The sequence below is a fragment of the Streptomyces sp. NPDC101166 genome (assembly GCF_044768125.1).
Lineage (GTDB): Bacteria > Actinomycetota > Actinomycetes > Streptomycetales > Streptomycetaceae > Streptomyces.
This window is the reverse complement of sequence record NZ_JBIWPF010000033.1, coordinates 34,647-48,522: the sequence shown is the minus strand read 5'-3', so window position 1 is coordinate 48,522 and position 13,876 is coordinate 34,647. Positions and strand designations below refer to the sequence as shown.

The 13,876-nt window shown below is 71.0% G+C and carries 11 protein-coding genes and 1 pseudogene; 6 read left to right on the top strand and 6 right to left on the bottom strand.

Annotated features, from left to right (window positions below; all coding sequences use genetic code 11):
* Positions 1 to 244: 244 nt before the first annotated feature.
* A complete protein-coding gene (locus tag ACIRS4_RS34565; RefSeq protein WP_404203604.1) occupies positions 245 to 1,171 on the bottom strand; it encodes an NADP-dependent oxidoreductase in 927 nt (308 codons plus the stop codon).
* Between the two features lie 135 nt (positions 1,172 to 1,306).
* Here ACIRS4_RS34565 and ACIRS4_RS34560 point away from each other — a divergent pair, with 135 nt between their 5' ends.
* Positions 1,307 to 2,350, top strand: a complete 1,044-nt coding sequence (locus ACIRS4_RS34560) for a GlxA family transcriptional regulator (RefSeq protein ID WP_404203602.1) — start codon at positions 1,307 to 1,309, stop codon at positions 2,348 to 2,350.
* Positions 2,351 to 2,670: 320 nt separating this feature from the next.
* Here the strand turns inward: ACIRS4_RS34560 and ACIRS4_RS34555 are convergent, their stop codons facing one another.
* A complete protein-coding gene (locus ACIRS4_RS34555) occupies positions 2,671 to 3,252 on the bottom strand; it encodes a hypothetical protein (protein WP_404203600.1) in 582 nt (193 codons plus the stop codon).
* A gap of 269 nt (positions 3,253 to 3,521) precedes the next feature.
* Here ACIRS4_RS34555 and ACIRS4_RS34550 point away from each other — a divergent pair.
* Positions 3,522 to 3,728 (top strand): annotated as a pseudogene (locus tag ACIRS4_RS34550) (ATP-dependent helicase C-terminal domain-containing protein); the annotation flags it as partial.
* Positions 3,729 to 3,814: 86 nt separating this feature from the next.
* On the opposite strand, the gene ACIRS4_RS34545 reads toward ACIRS4_RS34550, so the two are convergent.
* Positions 3,815 to 4,465 (bottom strand): hypothetical protein, encoded by a 651-nt coding sequence (locus ACIRS4_RS34545; protein ID WP_404203598.1) that lies wholly within the window; start codon positions 4,463 to 4,465, stop codon positions 3,815 to 3,817.
* A 331-nt stretch (positions 4,466 to 4,796) separates the two neighbouring features.
* Positions 4,797 to 7,874, bottom strand: a complete 3,078-nt coding sequence (locus tag ACIRS4_RS34540; protein ID WP_404203596.1) for a tetratricopeptide repeat protein — start codon at positions 7,872 to 7,874, stop codon at positions 4,797 to 4,799.
* Positions 7,875 to 8,042: 168 nt separating this feature from the next.
* Between ACIRS4_RS34540 and ACIRS4_RS34535 the strand changes: the two genes are divergently transcribed.
* The 3 genes from ACIRS4_RS34535 (at position 8,043) to tpg (ending at position 11,110) form a co-directional block, all read left to right on the top strand.
* Positions 8,043 to 8,243 carry a hypothetical protein gene (locus ACIRS4_RS34535; protein WP_404203594.1) on the top strand — a complete coding sequence of 67 codons (201 nt, stop codon included), beginning with the start codon at positions 8,043 to 8,045 and terminating at the stop codon, positions 8,241 to 8,243.
* Positions 8,244 to 8,470: 227 nt separating this feature from the next.
* Positions 8,471 to 10,549, top strand: coding sequence for a telomere-associated protein Tap (gene tap, locus ACIRS4_RS34530; RefSeq protein ID WP_404203592.1), 2,079 nt, complete (start codon positions 8,471 to 8,473; stop codon positions 10,547 to 10,549).
* Between the two features lie 3 nt (positions 10,550 to 10,552).
* Positions 10,553 to 11,110, top strand: a complete 558-nt coding sequence (gene tpg / locus ACIRS4_RS34525; RefSeq protein WP_404203590.1) for a telomere-protecting terminal protein Tpg — start codon at positions 10,553 to 10,555, stop codon at positions 11,108 to 11,110.
* Between the two features lie 325 nt (positions 11,111 to 11,435).
* On the opposite strand, the gene ACIRS4_RS34520 is transcribed toward tpg, so the two are convergent.
* On the bottom strand, positions 11,436 to 11,657 hold the full coding sequence (locus tag ACIRS4_RS34520) for a hypothetical protein (RefSeq protein ID WP_404203588.1): 222 nt from the start codon (positions 11,655 to 11,657) through the stop codon (positions 11,436 to 11,438).
* 130 nt (positions 11,658 to 11,787) lie between these two features.
* A complete protein-coding gene (locus ACIRS4_RS34515) occupies positions 11,788 to 12,537 on the bottom strand; it encodes a 3-keto-5-aminohexanoate cleavage protein (protein WP_404203586.1) in 750 nt (249 codons plus the stop codon).
* A 333-nt stretch (positions 12,538 to 12,870) separates the two neighbouring features.
* On the opposite strand from ACIRS4_RS34515, the gene ACIRS4_RS34510 reads away from it, so the two are divergent.
* Positions 12,871 to 13,704, top strand: coding sequence for a PIG-L family deacetylase (locus ACIRS4_RS34510; protein ID WP_404203584.1), 834 nt, complete (start codon positions 12,871 to 12,873; stop codon positions 13,702 to 13,704).
* Positions 13,705 to 13,876 lie beyond the last annotated feature (172 nt).

The window sequence follows — 13,876 nt, the reverse complement described above, 5'->3', positions numbered from 1 at the left end:
GCGACCCGCTACGACAAGACCGCCGAGTCCTACCAGGCAGCTGTCACCCTCGCCTCGCTCCTGATGTGGGCGTGACTTTTGAAGACAACTCCTAGCCGCGGAGGGCGGCCTGATAGACAGGTTCCGCGACCGACTCGCCGACCAGGAACGCGAGACCTAAACCCCGGAGCCCCGGGACCGGTCGGTTCCGGGGCTCCAGTCCCGCTTCACCTGCCCGCAGCCGCCCCGGCCGGGGCGGCCGGCGTCAGGCAACGCTCAGGACGATCTTCCCGGTGGTGCGGCCCTGCTCGCCGATCTCGTGCGCCTTCGCGGCCTCGGCCAGCGGGACGACGGTCTCGACCACGGGCGTGAGCGCGCCCCGCTCGGCCAGGGCGGCGATCTCGCGCAGACCCAGGTGGTCGGGCTCGACCAGCATCCACACCGCCCGCACGTGGCCGGGGACGTCGTCGGGGACGTCGTCGGGTCCGGGCAGCGTGATCAGCCGGCCGCCCGGGCGCAGAACCGTCAGGGACCGCTCGGCGTTCTGGCCGCCGAGCCCGTCCAGCACCACGTCCACGTCCTCGACGGCGTCCTCGAAGCGGACCGTGCGGTAGTCGATCACCTCGTCCGCGCCCAGCTCACGCAGCAGGTCGTGCTTGCCGGCGCTGGCCGTGCCGATGACGTACGCACCGCGGGCCTTGGCGATCTGCACGGCCAGGTGGCCGACCCCGCCGGCCGCCGCGTGCACCAGCACCCGCTCACCGGCGCGCACCCCGGCGGTGTCCACCAGGGCCTGCCAGGCGGTCAGCGCGGCAAGTGGCAGCGCCGCCGCCTGCACGTGGGTGAGGTTCGCCGGCTTGGGCGCTAGGTGGCGGGCCGGGGCAACGATGTACTCGGCGTAGGCGCCGGCCTGCCGCGGGAACAGCGGCATGCCGTACACCTCGTCCCCGGGGCGGAACATCCCCACGCCCGGTCCGACGGCCTCCACGGTGCCGGAGACGTCCCAGCCGACCGCCGGGACCTCGCCCCACTCGATCAGGGCCCCGCTGGCCCGGGTCTTGAAGTCCACCGGGTTCACACCGGCCGCGTGGACCCGCACCAGGACCTCGTTCAGTCCCGGCTCGGGCCGGGCGACCTCACGCTCCACGAGCACTTCCGGTCCGCCCCACTGCTCCACGACCACCGCACGCATGCTGTCCGCCTCACTCTTTCCGTCTTGATCGGATGCCGGCCGCCCGGGCCCTTCCCGGCGCGACGCAGTCCACGTTCCGGCACCCGCCCCCACCATGGTGTTGGCCGTCTGGCCACTATGTGACAGGATCTGGCCATGAGTGAGATGCAGTGGCCGTGCACCGACCTCCGCCCCGACCCGAGCGCCGACGCGGCCGGGCGGCACCGCATCGCCGTCCTCGCCCTGCCCGGCGTCCCGCCCTTCGAACTCGGCATCCCCTCCCGCGTCTTCGGCAGCGTCCTGGACGCCGGCTCACGCCCGTTGTACGAGGTCACCGTCTGCACCGCCGACGGCGCCCCGGTCCTCAGCGACGCCGGGTTCACCGTGCAGCCCGCGGCCGGTCCCGAGGCTCTGGCCGCCGCGGACACCGTGATCGTCCCGCCGACGCACGCCATGCCCGAGCTGGGCCGCGGCGGCCCGCTGCCGCCCGAGGTCACCGCGGCCATCGCCGGCATCCGGCCTGGCACCCGCCTGGTGTCCATCTGCACCGGCTCCTACGTCCTGGCCGCCGCGGGCCTCCTCGACGGCCGGCCTGCCACCACCCACTGGAACCTCGCCCCCGAGTTCCGCCGCGCCTACCCCCGTGTCAAGGTCGACGAGGAGGTCCTCTTCGTCGACGACGGCGACGTCCTGACCTCCGCGGGCGTCGCCGCCGGCGTCGACCTGTGCCTGCACATGATCCGCCGCGACCACGGCGCCGCCGCCGCCAACCGCGCCGCCCGCATGTGCGTCGTCCCGCCCTGGCGGGACGGCGGCCAGGCCCAGTACATCGACCGCCCGGTGCCCGAACCCACCGTCGCCACCACCACCGCCACCCGTGCCTGGGCGCTGGAACACCTCGGCGAACCCCTCTCCCTGACCCGCCTGGCCGAACACGCCCGGATGAGCCTGCGCTCCTTCACCCGCCGCTTCCGCGACGAGGTCGGCATGACCCCCGTGCAGTGGCTCACCGCGCAACGCCTGGAACTGGCCAAGCAGTTGCTGGAGACCACCGACCTGTCCATCGACTTGGTCGCCCACCGCTGTGGCTTCGGCTCCGCCAACTCCCTGCGCGCCCACATGCGCACCGCCTTCGGTGTCTCACCCGCCTCCTACCGCCGCACCTTCCATACCGACGACCTGGTGGAAGCGGGCGCCTGAGGACACATCAGCGCCGCACATACCCGCTCCGCGGGCCGGCCGGGATCCGCCTGATCATCCGCTGCCGGTGCCCCCGTCCCCGGTGCAGCGGCGCTCCGGCCCCGAGGCCGCGCCCCCCACCCAAGCCACCCAAGCCGACCTGATCGCCGGGCCTGCCCGGCATCCACCTCCCCGACGTTGCCGCGATGCGTGCTCGGGGAGTACTCGCAGGCCCTACAGCGACGGCCCCGGCCCCGCGGCGCACTCTGGGAGCCGGCCCTGTTCTCCCGAAAGCTACGGCGAAGTGACAAGTAGCTCCTTGTAATCGAAGTGACGCTCGGTCAGGAAGCAAGGGGATTCCCGGCTGAGTCGCATCGCTCAGGGGGGATCAGGCCAAGCTCACGTGCGGTCTGCAGGTCTTGGTACGCCTGCGTAGGGCTGACATGGGTCTGGGGGCACACGTCCTTCACGATCACTTTGCGTGTTGATTTCTCAGGCGAGGCGCAAGCGACGGTGAAGGCTGTCTGTTCGATTCGCGGCAGATAGACGTTCCACCACTTCGGCCCTGTCCGGCGCCGAAGCTCCTTGAGCAAGGCCCGCTGCGGGCTGGGCAGGTCGCCGACCTTGTGGACGGCCGGCGGGGACCAGCCCATGGCCACCCACTCCCAGCCCTCTTCCGTCTTCTTGGCAGAGCCGAAGGGTAGGGCGGCTAGAGCCAGGGGGAGCGCGAGCTTCCGTGCGGCCACCCGCACCTGGTCCCGTTCTCGGCCGGAGGCAACACCCTGGATCGTGATGGCGTTCTCCTGCTCGACGAAGCCCCCGCGATCGACCTCCAGGGCGATGCACATTGCGATGTCCGACGCGCGGCACTTCATGTAGATCCGGAAGCGCGGAGGGAAGAGGTGGCCGGCCACCTTGATCATGGGCTCCTTGAACCACTCCTCGTCACCGGGGTGGTCTGAGGTGGGCTCCACATACATGCCCTTGCTCCAGTAAGGGGTCACTGAACCCCCTGGCCGGGGTTGTCCTTGAGCGCGGTGCTCAGCAGCAGGCCCAGTGTGGTGGTCCCGCCGAATGCGACGCCAGCGTTTGGGCAACACTCTTGCGCCCGACCGCGGTCCCAATCCAGGCTTTGCCGGTCCGTTGAAGAGGTACGAAAAAAGTGGACAGCCTCTGAACTGGGCAAACGGTATCCTCCCCCGCGCTGGCGGACGGGCGGGCCCCGCTGACCGTCCACCTGCTCTCCCCGGCTGGGCACCCGGCCGCCGTCACCGGCGACCTCGCGTCGTTCTGGCGCGAGGGCTACCGCGCGGTGCGGGCCGAGCTCCGCGGCCGCTACCCCCGCCCCCCGTGGCCGCAGGGCCCGGCTGCGGCCGAGCCCGGCGGCTCAACGCGCCCGAGTAGCGGCAGGTTGCCCCGCACCGCCTGCCGCCGGCTGCATCGACGGGCGCTCCCCGGCCGGGGAGCGCCACGGGCAGCCCGGAGTCAGCCGCCACCCGAGCCTGCCGAGGCCGAACCGCCGGAGGTCCAGCCGGAGTTGGGCTGCGGCCGGTCGCGTGTGCTGCGCTCGGTGCGCAGCTCCACCAGGACCCCAGCCGGGCCGAGCAGGGCCTCCAGCGCGTCGGCGAGCCGCTCCGAGTCGCCGCCGAACGGGAGCGCGAGCCGCTCCCGGACGCCCCGCAGGCCGAGTTCCAGTGCGAGCGTGGAGACGGCCGGCTTGGAGTCCCCCTGGTACGGCTCCACCACCTTGTGCGTCAGCCGCACCTCGCGCAGGGTCTTGACGGGCAGCCAGTCGTCCGGCCCGGCGGCCCGGACCAACCGCAGGGACGCGGGCACCCCGGCCGGCGCGAACTCCACCCGCAGGATGTCCCGGGCCCGGGAAAAGGCCAGCGCCAGCCAGCCGATCAGGTACTCCAGCCCGGCGATCACCCCCACCACCACGAACACGGTCGACGCCCGCGCTCCGGCCAGCGCCATCCAGAAGGCGACGAGCAGGGTCGGCACGCCCAGGGCGAGCGGCGTGAACAGCGCCGGCCCCGCCGAGGTCAGCGCGTTCCACGCCGGCCCGTCCGGGCCGGCGCGCAGGACCAGATCCGTCGAGTCGGGGCCTTGTCTCAGTAAGGGATCGGTGGCCATGCCTCCAGCGTAGGACCGGTACGCAAGGTCGCCTCGACCGTATCCGGGCCGATGGGGCACGACTTCTGACGACCCGTAGCCCTCAGTCGGCGGGCGCGGCGGGCTCCCAGGGCTCGAACCACGGGTCGGGCCACTGCTCGGCGGCGGCCATCAACGGGTAGAGGGTCTCCTCTCCATGCCAGTGCTTGGGGACCACCGCGACCGCCTGACCAAGTGCCGGCCGAGGCATACAGACGCAGTCATCACCGCCGGCCGTCCCGTCGCAGCGAGGTACACCTCGTCACTGGCATGGTGCATTCCAGGGAGCGGAACACTCAATCGCGGAGATCCCTTACTCCTCGAGTCGGCTGCGTACCTCCTCGGCTTCTTGCGTGCGGTGGAGGAGGTCCAGGATGTGCGCCCGCTGTTCCAGCGTCGCCCGTAGGAAGGCGGCGTACGGCTCGGGCTGTGTTGTGGCCAGCGGGGTCAAGAGGTCCGCCGCTTCCGTCGCCGCATCAAGACTTCCGGGCAGGTTCTGTTGCTCTTCCTCACGCAGCCATGCCAGGAGCATGAGGGTATGCGCCAAGACATGCGTGTACTCGACGTGTTCGGCTGCGGCCACGCGCCGATTGTGCTCCAGTGCCGAATCCGCCGCCGAGAGTGCCTCCCCGGTCCTGCCTGCCTGGAGCAGCGCAGCCGCGAGGTTGGTCAGCGCCCAGCCCTTGGCAGGGTCGTCGCCGGCCCGTTCGAAGGCCGTGGCGGCCTGCGCGTACCTGTCGGCGGACTCGTCCGGCCGGTCCGTCGCCTCCAGGGCTTCGGCCAAACCCAGCAGGCTCGAGCCCTCATTGCCGTGATCCCTCAACTCGCGGCAGAGCAAAGCCGCCCGGGAGAAGACGGTGACAGCCTCCTGAGCCCTGCCGAGCGCCCTCAACACCTCCCCGAGGGCATAGGATGCCCGCGCCTCGTAGCCATCGGCGCCGAACTCCCGGAAGATCAGGGTGGCCCGAGTGAGAGCGGTGACGGCCTCGTCCCTACGGTCCGTCTGCTTCAGCGCATTCCCGAGGTTGATCAGGGCCGAGGCCTCGTCGTACTGGTCGCCGAGTGCCCGGAAGATCTCGGCGGCCCGGGTGAGGGCGCTGATGGCCTCCTCCGTCTGCCCCGTCAACTGCTGGGCTCCCCCGAGGTTGGACAGCGCCGCGGCTTCGCGGAGCGGATCACCGAGGCGCGCGTGGATACGAACGGCCCGGCTGTGGGCCGCGATGGCCTCCTCGTGCCTGCCGACATACTGCAGGACCCCCCCGAGGCTGTTCAGGGCCGAACCTTCCTCGCCTTCGTCGCGGAGCCGGCGGAACGTCTCAGCGGCCTGAGTGTGGGCCGTGATCGCTTCCTCGTATCTGCCCGCTTCCCGCAGTGCCGCGCCGAGGTTGCCGACGACCGAGGCCGTCAAGTGCGGCTGATCATGCAAGAGAGCGAGCATCCGACTTGCCCGGGTATAGACGACGATGGCCTCCTCGTGCCTGCCCGCCCCGCTCAGCGCGATGCCGATGTGGTTCAGCGCGAGTGCTTCCCGGCCTCGGTCGCCCAGCTGCTGAAAAATCCCAGCGGCCTCGGTGTGCGCGGCGGCAGCCTTGTCGAACTTACGCAAGTGGCGCAGGCCGAGCCCGATGTCGTCGAGCGCCGTGCCTTCGGCGGAGCGATCGCCGTCTTCGCGGCTGACGTCGCGGGCGATGGTGCTCAAGGCGATCCAGTCGTCGAAGTACCGACGGTGTTCGAGGTAGCCGGCCAGGGACCGGGCAAGGGCGACCGCCACGGCGGGACGGCCGAGCTGCGGGGCGGCTGTGGCAGCGGCCACCAGGTTCGTGTGTTCGGCGTCCAGCCATTCCAGAGCGTGGCGGCGCCCGCTGAAGCGTGGGGACTGGTTGGCCGGGATGCCGATCAGGTGGGTGTCCGCCTCCGCGGAGGTTGTCCTGTAGTGCTCCAGCAGGCGGGTGAGGGCGGCGTCCCGCCGGCCGTCGTCCGAGGGCGCGTCGCCCTGCTCCTTGGCGTACAGGCGGATGAGGTCGTGCATCGACCAGCGATCGCCCGATCCTGTCAGGAGGTGGGCGCGGAACAGTTCGGCCAGCAGTCGCCGACTGCCGGGATCGCCGAGCAGGGCCGCGGCGGCGGCGCTGGAGATGTCCGGCCCTGGAGCGGCAGCCAGCAGCCGGAAGGCGGTGGCCTGGGACTCTGTCAGATGCCGGTAGGACAAGTCGAAGGAGGCCCGTACCGCCATGGGACGGCTCTCCGCGTCGGTCTCCTTGATCTCGATGACGCTGAGGCGAGTCCGAGCGGCGGTCAGCTCCGCTGCCTGGCTCTCCAGACTCCGGCTCGGTTCGCTGCGTAACAGGGCGGCGATGATCTCCAGGGCCAGCGGGAGGTAGCCGCACAGTTCAGCGAGAAGCGCTGCTGCCTCCGGCTCGGCGGAGACCCGGTCATCGCGGATGCCGCCGGCGCACAGGACCTGCTGGATGAGATCCACGGCCTCCTGGGGGGTGAGGGGCGCCAGATCCACACGGTGGCCCTGAAGGGCGGCGAGCAACTGCCGCGAGGTCACCACCCCGCGGTGCGGGGGCTGCGGAAGCAGCGCGGAGACCTGTCCGGCGCTGCGCACGTTGTCCAAGACCACGAGCAAGGGGCGGCCTTCGGCCGTCAGGCGGTCGAGGACGATCCGCCAGGTGTCCAGCTTGCCCTGGAAAGTGACCGGGATGTCCGCGCTCCTGACGCCCAGGGCGCCCAGGAACTGGTCCACCACCTCGCCCGGTCTCCGCTCCTCGCGGGGACTGTAGCCGTACAGGTTGGCGAAGAGGATGCCGCCGGGGAACCAGCCGCGCAGACGGGCCCGGTGGGCGGCCTGCAGGGCGAGGGCGGTCTTGCCGACCCCGCCCATGCCCATCACCGCCGAGACCACGACCGTCGCCGGAGCGGCCGTGTCGCTGGGGTCCTCGGCCGACCGGGAGTGCGTCGCCGCGGGGGCGAGCCGGTCGAGGATGTCCCGCAGTTCGCCTGCGCGTCCGGTGAATTCCTTCACCAGCGGGGGCAGCGTCACCGGCCCGGTGCGCCCGTTATTCGCCGGCGGCACCGGCATGGTCCCGTCCTCGACCGCGGGGGCCGGAGTCCCGTCCGTCTCCTCCGGCACCGGCAGCCGGGGCTCGTCGGGCTCGTCCTGTTCAGCGGCCGCCTGACGGCGCAGCGCCAGGAGCTCCTCCTGGTTCAGCCGCAGCGCCTTGGCCATCCTGGCGATGGTTTGCGCTGACGGGGTCACCTGCCGGTGCAGGGCGTTGTTCACCGTCGTGCGCCCCAGCCCGGCCTGCCTGGCCAACCGCGTCACGCTCAGTCCGGACGTCGCTAGGCCGTCAGACAGGCAAGCCTGCAGTCTGGCCAGAGCCGCCATCTGTCCATTCGCCTCGCCTCGCCTGTCTTCCGCGCTGCCCAACTCGTCCCCCCGGCCTGCCGTGCACGCTGCTGTTCAGCATTGTTCATCTTCAGCCACCCGAACCATGCCGCACACCGGTTCCGCGACCTTCGAGAAGACCAATTCCAACGCCCTTGGGAGCCTGAAGTGTCCGGTCTCACCGTCGTCCTGTTCACCATCGCCCTCGTCCTGATCGCCGCTCTCCTTGCCGCAGCGGTCGCCGGCAAGCTCGCTCGTCTCGGTGGCGCGACCTACCCCGCTTCCCTCTTCCGCGCGGCAACCGCGTTCGCCGGTGTGCTCACCCTCGCCGCCGCCGTCACCACAGCCCTTGCCGCCGTCCTCAGGTGACTGATGGGGTGAACCCGCGAGCAGTACCGTCGGCCGTAGCTGACGGTCGTTGTTCGAGGTCGGGCCGAGCCCGGGTGATGCGTGATCCATTGCGGCCGCATCAGCGAGGGCACCCCCGCCCACGCACCATGCGCTCAGTCGTTCGTGCGTAACACTCACCAGGCTAGGCTAAGGAACGGGATAAGTTTGTGGTTAAGCAATCTTGTCTGGAGTAAGGGTGCAGGGTCATGGCATCTGAGGAAGAGCTGTTCGCGTCCGTCGACGCTCTGTTGAACGAGGAGCCGCACCTCCCGCCGCCGGCGGAGCGTGCCCGGCTGCGTGAGGCCGCCGGTATCACCCAGGCCCGCCTCGCCACCGCCTTGAAGACGACGACCCAGTCGGTGAAGAACTGGGAGAACGGGCGCAGCGAGCCGAAGTCGCCGCGCCTGGACGCCTATCAGCGGCTGCTGAAGGGGTGGGCGGCGAAGTACCCCTCCCCCGGCGCGGCTCCGACAACCTCGGCTGCCGCAACCGCGCCCGCGGCGTCTACCGAAGCGGGTGCGTCCCCCGCCGTTGCGGCTGCGGCGCCGGCGCGCCCCGCCGTCCGACCCGCTGCGACATCGCGGCGTCCGGCCACGCAGAAGTCGGCGCAGCGCGCAGCCGACCCTCGCTTCCCGCACGGGCCCCTCGCGGTCCTGGACGGCGACGGCTGCGCGTACGGCGTCGGTGGGATCATGCTCGACTGCCCGGCGACCACGGTGGTGGAGCTGGTGGACTGGGCTCTGGGCGAGTCCGGACTCGGTACGCCGCGTCTGCATCGCAACGGCAAGGACAGCGACCCGCTGATCGTGCTCACCGCGGCGGCCGCCGTGAAGCTCGGGTTGCCGGAGCGTCTCGAGGGTCATGAGCAGCGCCGGTCCCTGCGCCTGCCGGAGGATCATCCGGTGGTTCGGCAGGTGGTGAAGGCGAAGTGGCGGCTCACCCAGCGCGGGTTCGGCCCGTGGGCACGGATCTACCGCAAGGCGCAAGGCACGCAACGGCAGTGCGTGCAGCTCGCGATCCTGTCCTGGGACGCCCTCGACGAGCGGGCGTGGCCCGGGGTGGCGGAGATGGAGCCGGCCGACGTCGCGCGCGTCCTCGGCGTGTACGCCCGGCGGGTCATCACCCCGCGCGGCAGCACGGCCGTCTCCGGGCTGGAGCTGATGACGGCGCTGCGGCCGCCCACCCGCGCGGTGCGCGACGAAGCGACCGGGAACTGGGTGAGCGGCCACAACCCCGGCTCGCTGGGCACGGAGCCGATGGACCCGGCGCCGCCGGAGGCCACCCCTGAGCACCCGGTCGTCGTGAACTCCGGCTGGACCGGCGGCTTCCTCGACGAGGAGGCGTACCAGTGGGTGCGGCCGGTGGACCTGCTCAGCGATGAGGAGTGCACGCTGCCCTTCGCGGTCGGCCTGGATCTCAACACCGCGTTCCTCGCCGCCGCGGCCCGCCTGGTCGTGGGCCTGTCCGCCCCCGATCACTTCCGCCACCCGACGTTCAATCCGAAGATTCCCGGTTCCTGGCTGGTCGACCTGTCCCACGTCGAGGTGGACCCGCGTCTGCCCTCGCCGTTCACCGCGGACGGCACCCGGCCGACGGGACCTGCCTGGTACCAGACGCACACCGTCGCCTACGCCCAGGAACTCGGCTACAACGTGGCTCCCCTCGAGGGGTATCTGCGCCGTGAGACCGGTGCCTACCTCGACCCGTGGCACGACCGCCTCAAGGAGGCGTACGTCGACACCCTCGCCGACCTCGGCGTCGTCAAGGAGCTCACGGATGGGGAGTTCCTGGCGGCGATGGAGCGGCACAAGGACGTCGACCCGGCCATGGCGGCCGTCCTCACCGCTATCAAGGCCACCGTCAAGGGCGGCATCGGCAAGCTCCGCGAGCGCCCGCAGGGCAAGCGGTACAAGGAGGGCGAGCGGTGGCCGGCCCTGCAGCGGCCGACCTGGCGCCCCGACATCCGCGCCGCCGTGATCTCCAGAGCGCGGGTCAACATGCACCGCAAGATGCGCAACATGGCCACGATGACCGGCCTCTATCCGCTCGCCGTCCTGTCCGACTGCGTCGTCTACCCCTCACCGGGGGCGAGCCCGCTGGACTTTCTGCCGTACGCCGCGTCGGGCAAGGCGCAGCCGGGCGGGTTCCGCCTCGGGCCCACGCCGGGTCTGGCGAAGCTGGAGGGCGTCCAGTCGATGCTGTGGGCCGTCGACCTGATGGAGAAGGGGCTGAATCCGGCCCGCCACATCAAGGGCGGCGACGCCGTCCTGGACGAAGGCGAGTAGACCGTGGGAGAGATCGACGACGCGATCGAGCGGGCCGACCGGGAAGCCTTCACCCGCCAGCCCCCCAAGAGCCTCCAGGCCCGCGTCAACTTCTTGATCAAGCAGGTCAAGACGACCAGAGCCGTCGCTGAGGAGATCGGGGTCAGCCAACGGTCGGTGGAGCGCTACCGCAAGGGCGAACGCAAGCACCCGCCCCGGGCCATCGCCGAACGGATCGACGCCGCCGTACGGGCGCGGTGGCAGCCCCAGGTCCGCAGACGCCGCCGCAAGCAGGCCGCCGCCACGGGCGGGATCACGGTGGAGACGAGGGCCCGGTTCGGCTACACCGCGCCGATTGGCACCACCGACGACGGACGCTTGCGACGGCTCACCGTCCACCTCCCCCCCGCCTACGCGCAGCGCCTCTTCGACGCCCGAGAGGCCGGAGCCGGCGACCAGCAGATGCGCCAGATCATCGCCGAAGGCTTCAAAGACGTGTACTTCCAGGACGGCGGAAACCGCGCCATGGGACTCTCCGACGTCACCCTCAACGACATCGACTACCTCGACCTCGACTACTGACCCCGGCAGCTGCTCGTTGAGCCGAAGCACGTCACGCAGGCAGACTCAAGGGCGCGGCCCTGTGTCGGGGCCCGCCTTTGAGCGGGACTCCCCACCGGCCTCCTTGAGTCGTGCGCTGCTGGACCGCGCCGGAGTGTGAGGGTCAGCCCAACCCGTATGCGGGTCCGGTCGGCTTGCCGTTCGGTCGGCGGGCCTCGAACTCCCCGCGACCGACCCTCGTCCGCCATGAAGCGTCCGCCGGCGTCAGGTCCTGCTTTCCTCGACCCGGGACAGTTCAAGGACATGATCTGAACTGCGCAGGTACCACGAGCGGCGTGCGCGTGGATCACGTCACGGTGAATTCCGCCGCCTTGGTGTTCAGCGTCGTGTCACCGTTTTCCGCGGTGGCCAGGACGGCGACGTGCCACAGGCCGCGCGGGGACGCCTCGGCATGGACAAAACGATGCGACGCGACATGAGAAGCCCCCCAAAGGATCAGCTGGATCAGACCGGCGCCATTTGGCTGCGCCGCTGCACCGATCCTGGCCGCGCAAGGGGCCTCAGGCATGAGCGCCCATACTCAACTCCCGCCTGAGTAAGGGCCGTCCGCCGGTCAGGACGAAGGCGAGAGGCCCGCAACCGCTCTTTCAGTGTGGCCATTGATCGCGTGACGATGTCTGCGGAACGCTTCGGGCGCGTCAGGATCGGGTGGCTTCGCCGGCAGGGCCGCGGTCCGGGTGCCCGAGGGCCGTACGGGCCTCGCGGACGAGGGCGGCGTTGTCCCGCGCGGGTGTGCCGTCGGGGAGGTGGAGCACGTCCTCGAAGCCGACGCGGGTGTCCAGGCGACGGGCTGCCGCGAGCCGCAGGACGGACCAGGCGGCGCCGTCCTGGCCGTGCAGGAGGAGCGGCGCGGGGGCGGCTTCCAGCTCGCCCAGCAGACGGTCCGCGGCGTCCAAAGCCTCCCGCGGGCCGGTCTCGGTGACCTCCGCAAGGACGCGCAGCACACGGTGGGCCTGCGGCCAGTCCAGGAACTGCCGCGCCGCCGGTGTGCCGGAGAAGATGCCGGCCTCGATGCCGACCCCGCGGTCCAGCAGCACCGCGGCGACCTCGCGGGCGCCGTCCTCGTGCCAGTTGACGGAGGCGTGGTCGGGAAGCACGGTCCATGCCGCGACCCGCGCAACGCGGTCCTGCGGGCCGGAGGCGGCCCACGCGCCGGTGGTGACGCCGACGGGGATGTCCGGGACGGCGGCCCGCACGGCGTTGACAGCGGCCGCGACGGCGGCCGCCTCCAGCGTGTCCCGGCCTTCGCTGTCCTTGGCGTGCAGATGGATGTTCTCGGCACCGGCGGCGACGGCGGCGCGGGCCGCCGCCGCCAGTTGTTCGGGGGTGACCGGCAGAGTGGGGCATTCGGCGCGGTCGCGCGGGCCGTTGAGGCAGACCTGCAACATGCCGTCATCCTCGCAGATCGGGACAGGGAGGGCTTGAGGGACGACGAACCGCACCGGGCGGGAACAACTCTCACGGGCCGCTGTCGTCTGCAAGGGGTGGCGCTCGTGAGTGCGGAACGGGCATGTCATGTGGCACGAGATCTCGGTTCAAGGGGCGCGCCGGGAACAGCCGGTCCGGGTGGCGCGGTTGCATCGACCGAGGGACCGGCGCCGCACAGGCGAGGTGGGACGGAGAGCACGAGGTCGTCCGACCCGCCAGGATCCGGGCCTCAGGGTCGCGGCACGCCCGCCGCGCACTCGGTGCGATACGTATTTGTGCAGGAGGACTGTTTCATGACTCACCGGCCCTTGACGCTCATGGCGGTACATGCCCACCCCGACGACGAAGCAACCGGAACCGGAGGGGTCCTCGCGCGGTACGCGGCGGAAGGCATCCGCACGGTTCTCGTGACGTGTACCGACGGCGGTTGCGGTGACGGACCGGGAGGTGTCAAGCCCGGCGACCCCGGGCACGATCCGGCGGCCGTCGCCTCGATGCGCCGTCGGGAACTCGAGGCGAGCTGTGACGTGCTGAAGGTCAGCGATCTGGAGATGCTGGACTATGCCGACTCCGGGATGATGGGCTGGCCGAGCAACGACGCTCCCGGATCCTTCTGGCAGACCCCGGTGGCGGATGGCGCGGCCCGACTCGCGCACCTTATGCGGCAGTACCGGCCTGATGTGGTCGTCACCTACGACGAGAACGGCTTCTACGGCCACCCCGACCACATCCAGGCCCACCGCATCACGATGGCGGCGCTGGAGATGACCGATCTGACACCGAAGGTGTACTGGACCACGATGCCCCGCTCGATGATGCAGCGCTTCGGCGAGGTCATGCGCGAGTTCGGTGAGGACATGCCGGAGCCGGACCCTGCCGAGGTCGCCGCGATGGCCGAGATCGGCTTGCCCGACGACGAGATCACCACGTGGGTGGACACCACCGCGTTCAGCGGTCAGAAGTTCGACGCGCTGGCCGCGCACGCCAGCCAGGGCGAGAACATCTTCTTCCTCAGGATGGGCAAGGAGAGGTTCGGCGAGCTGATGGGCGTGGAGACCTTCCTCCGTGTGCAGGACGCCACCGGCGCGGCCGTACCCGAAAGCGATCTCTTCGCCGGCTTGCGCTGATCCCTGGCCCGTCCGAGGGGCCTCGAAGGGCGTCGACCGCACGGCGTGATCTTGCAGGTCACGCACCCGGAGGGCTGTCGCACTCCGAGTACGATCACCTGCACGGCGGCAGCGGGGTGGAGGCACTGCGGGCGGCTCGACCTTGAGGAGGTCGGCGTGCGGCGCTGTTTCC

Excerpts from the sequence above, each read along its gene's own strand:
- ACIRS4_RS34565 (WP_404203604.1), bottom strand. The coding sequence starts at position 1,171 with ATGCGTGCGGTGGTCGTGGAGCAGTGGGGCGGACCGGAAGTGCTCGTG.
- ACIRS4_RS34560 (WP_404203602.1), top strand. The coding sequence starts at position 1,307 with ATGAGTGAGATGCAGTGGCCGTGCACCGACCTCCGCCCCGACCCGAGC.
- ACIRS4_RS34555 (WP_404203600.1), bottom strand. The coding sequence starts at position 3,252 with ATGATCAAGGTGGCCGGCCACCTCTTCCCTCCGCGCTTCCGGATCTAC.
- ACIRS4_RS34545 (WP_404203598.1), bottom strand. The coding sequence starts at position 4,465 with ATGGCCACCGATCCCTTACTGAGACAAGGCCCCGACTCGACGGATCTG.
- ACIRS4_RS34540 (WP_404203596.1), bottom strand. The coding sequence starts at position 7,874 with ATGGCGGCTCTGGCCAGACTGCAGGCTTGCCTGTCTGACGGCCTAGCG.
- tap (WP_404203592.1), top strand. The coding sequence starts at position 8,471 with ATGGCATCTGAGGAAGAGCTGTTCGCGTCCGTCGACGCTCTGTTGAAC.
- ACIRS4_RS34520 (WP_404203588.1), bottom strand. The coding sequence starts at position 11,657 with ATGCCTGAGGCCCCTTGCGCGGCCAGGATCGGTGCAGCGGCGCAGCCA.
- ACIRS4_RS34515 (WP_404203586.1), bottom strand. The coding sequence starts at position 12,537 with ATGTTGCAGGTCTGCCTCAACGGCCCGCGCGACCGCGCCGAATGCCCC.
- ACIRS4_RS34510 (WP_404203584.1), top strand. The coding sequence starts at position 12,871 with ATGACTCACCGGCCCTTGACGCTCATGGCGGTACATGCCCACCCCGAC.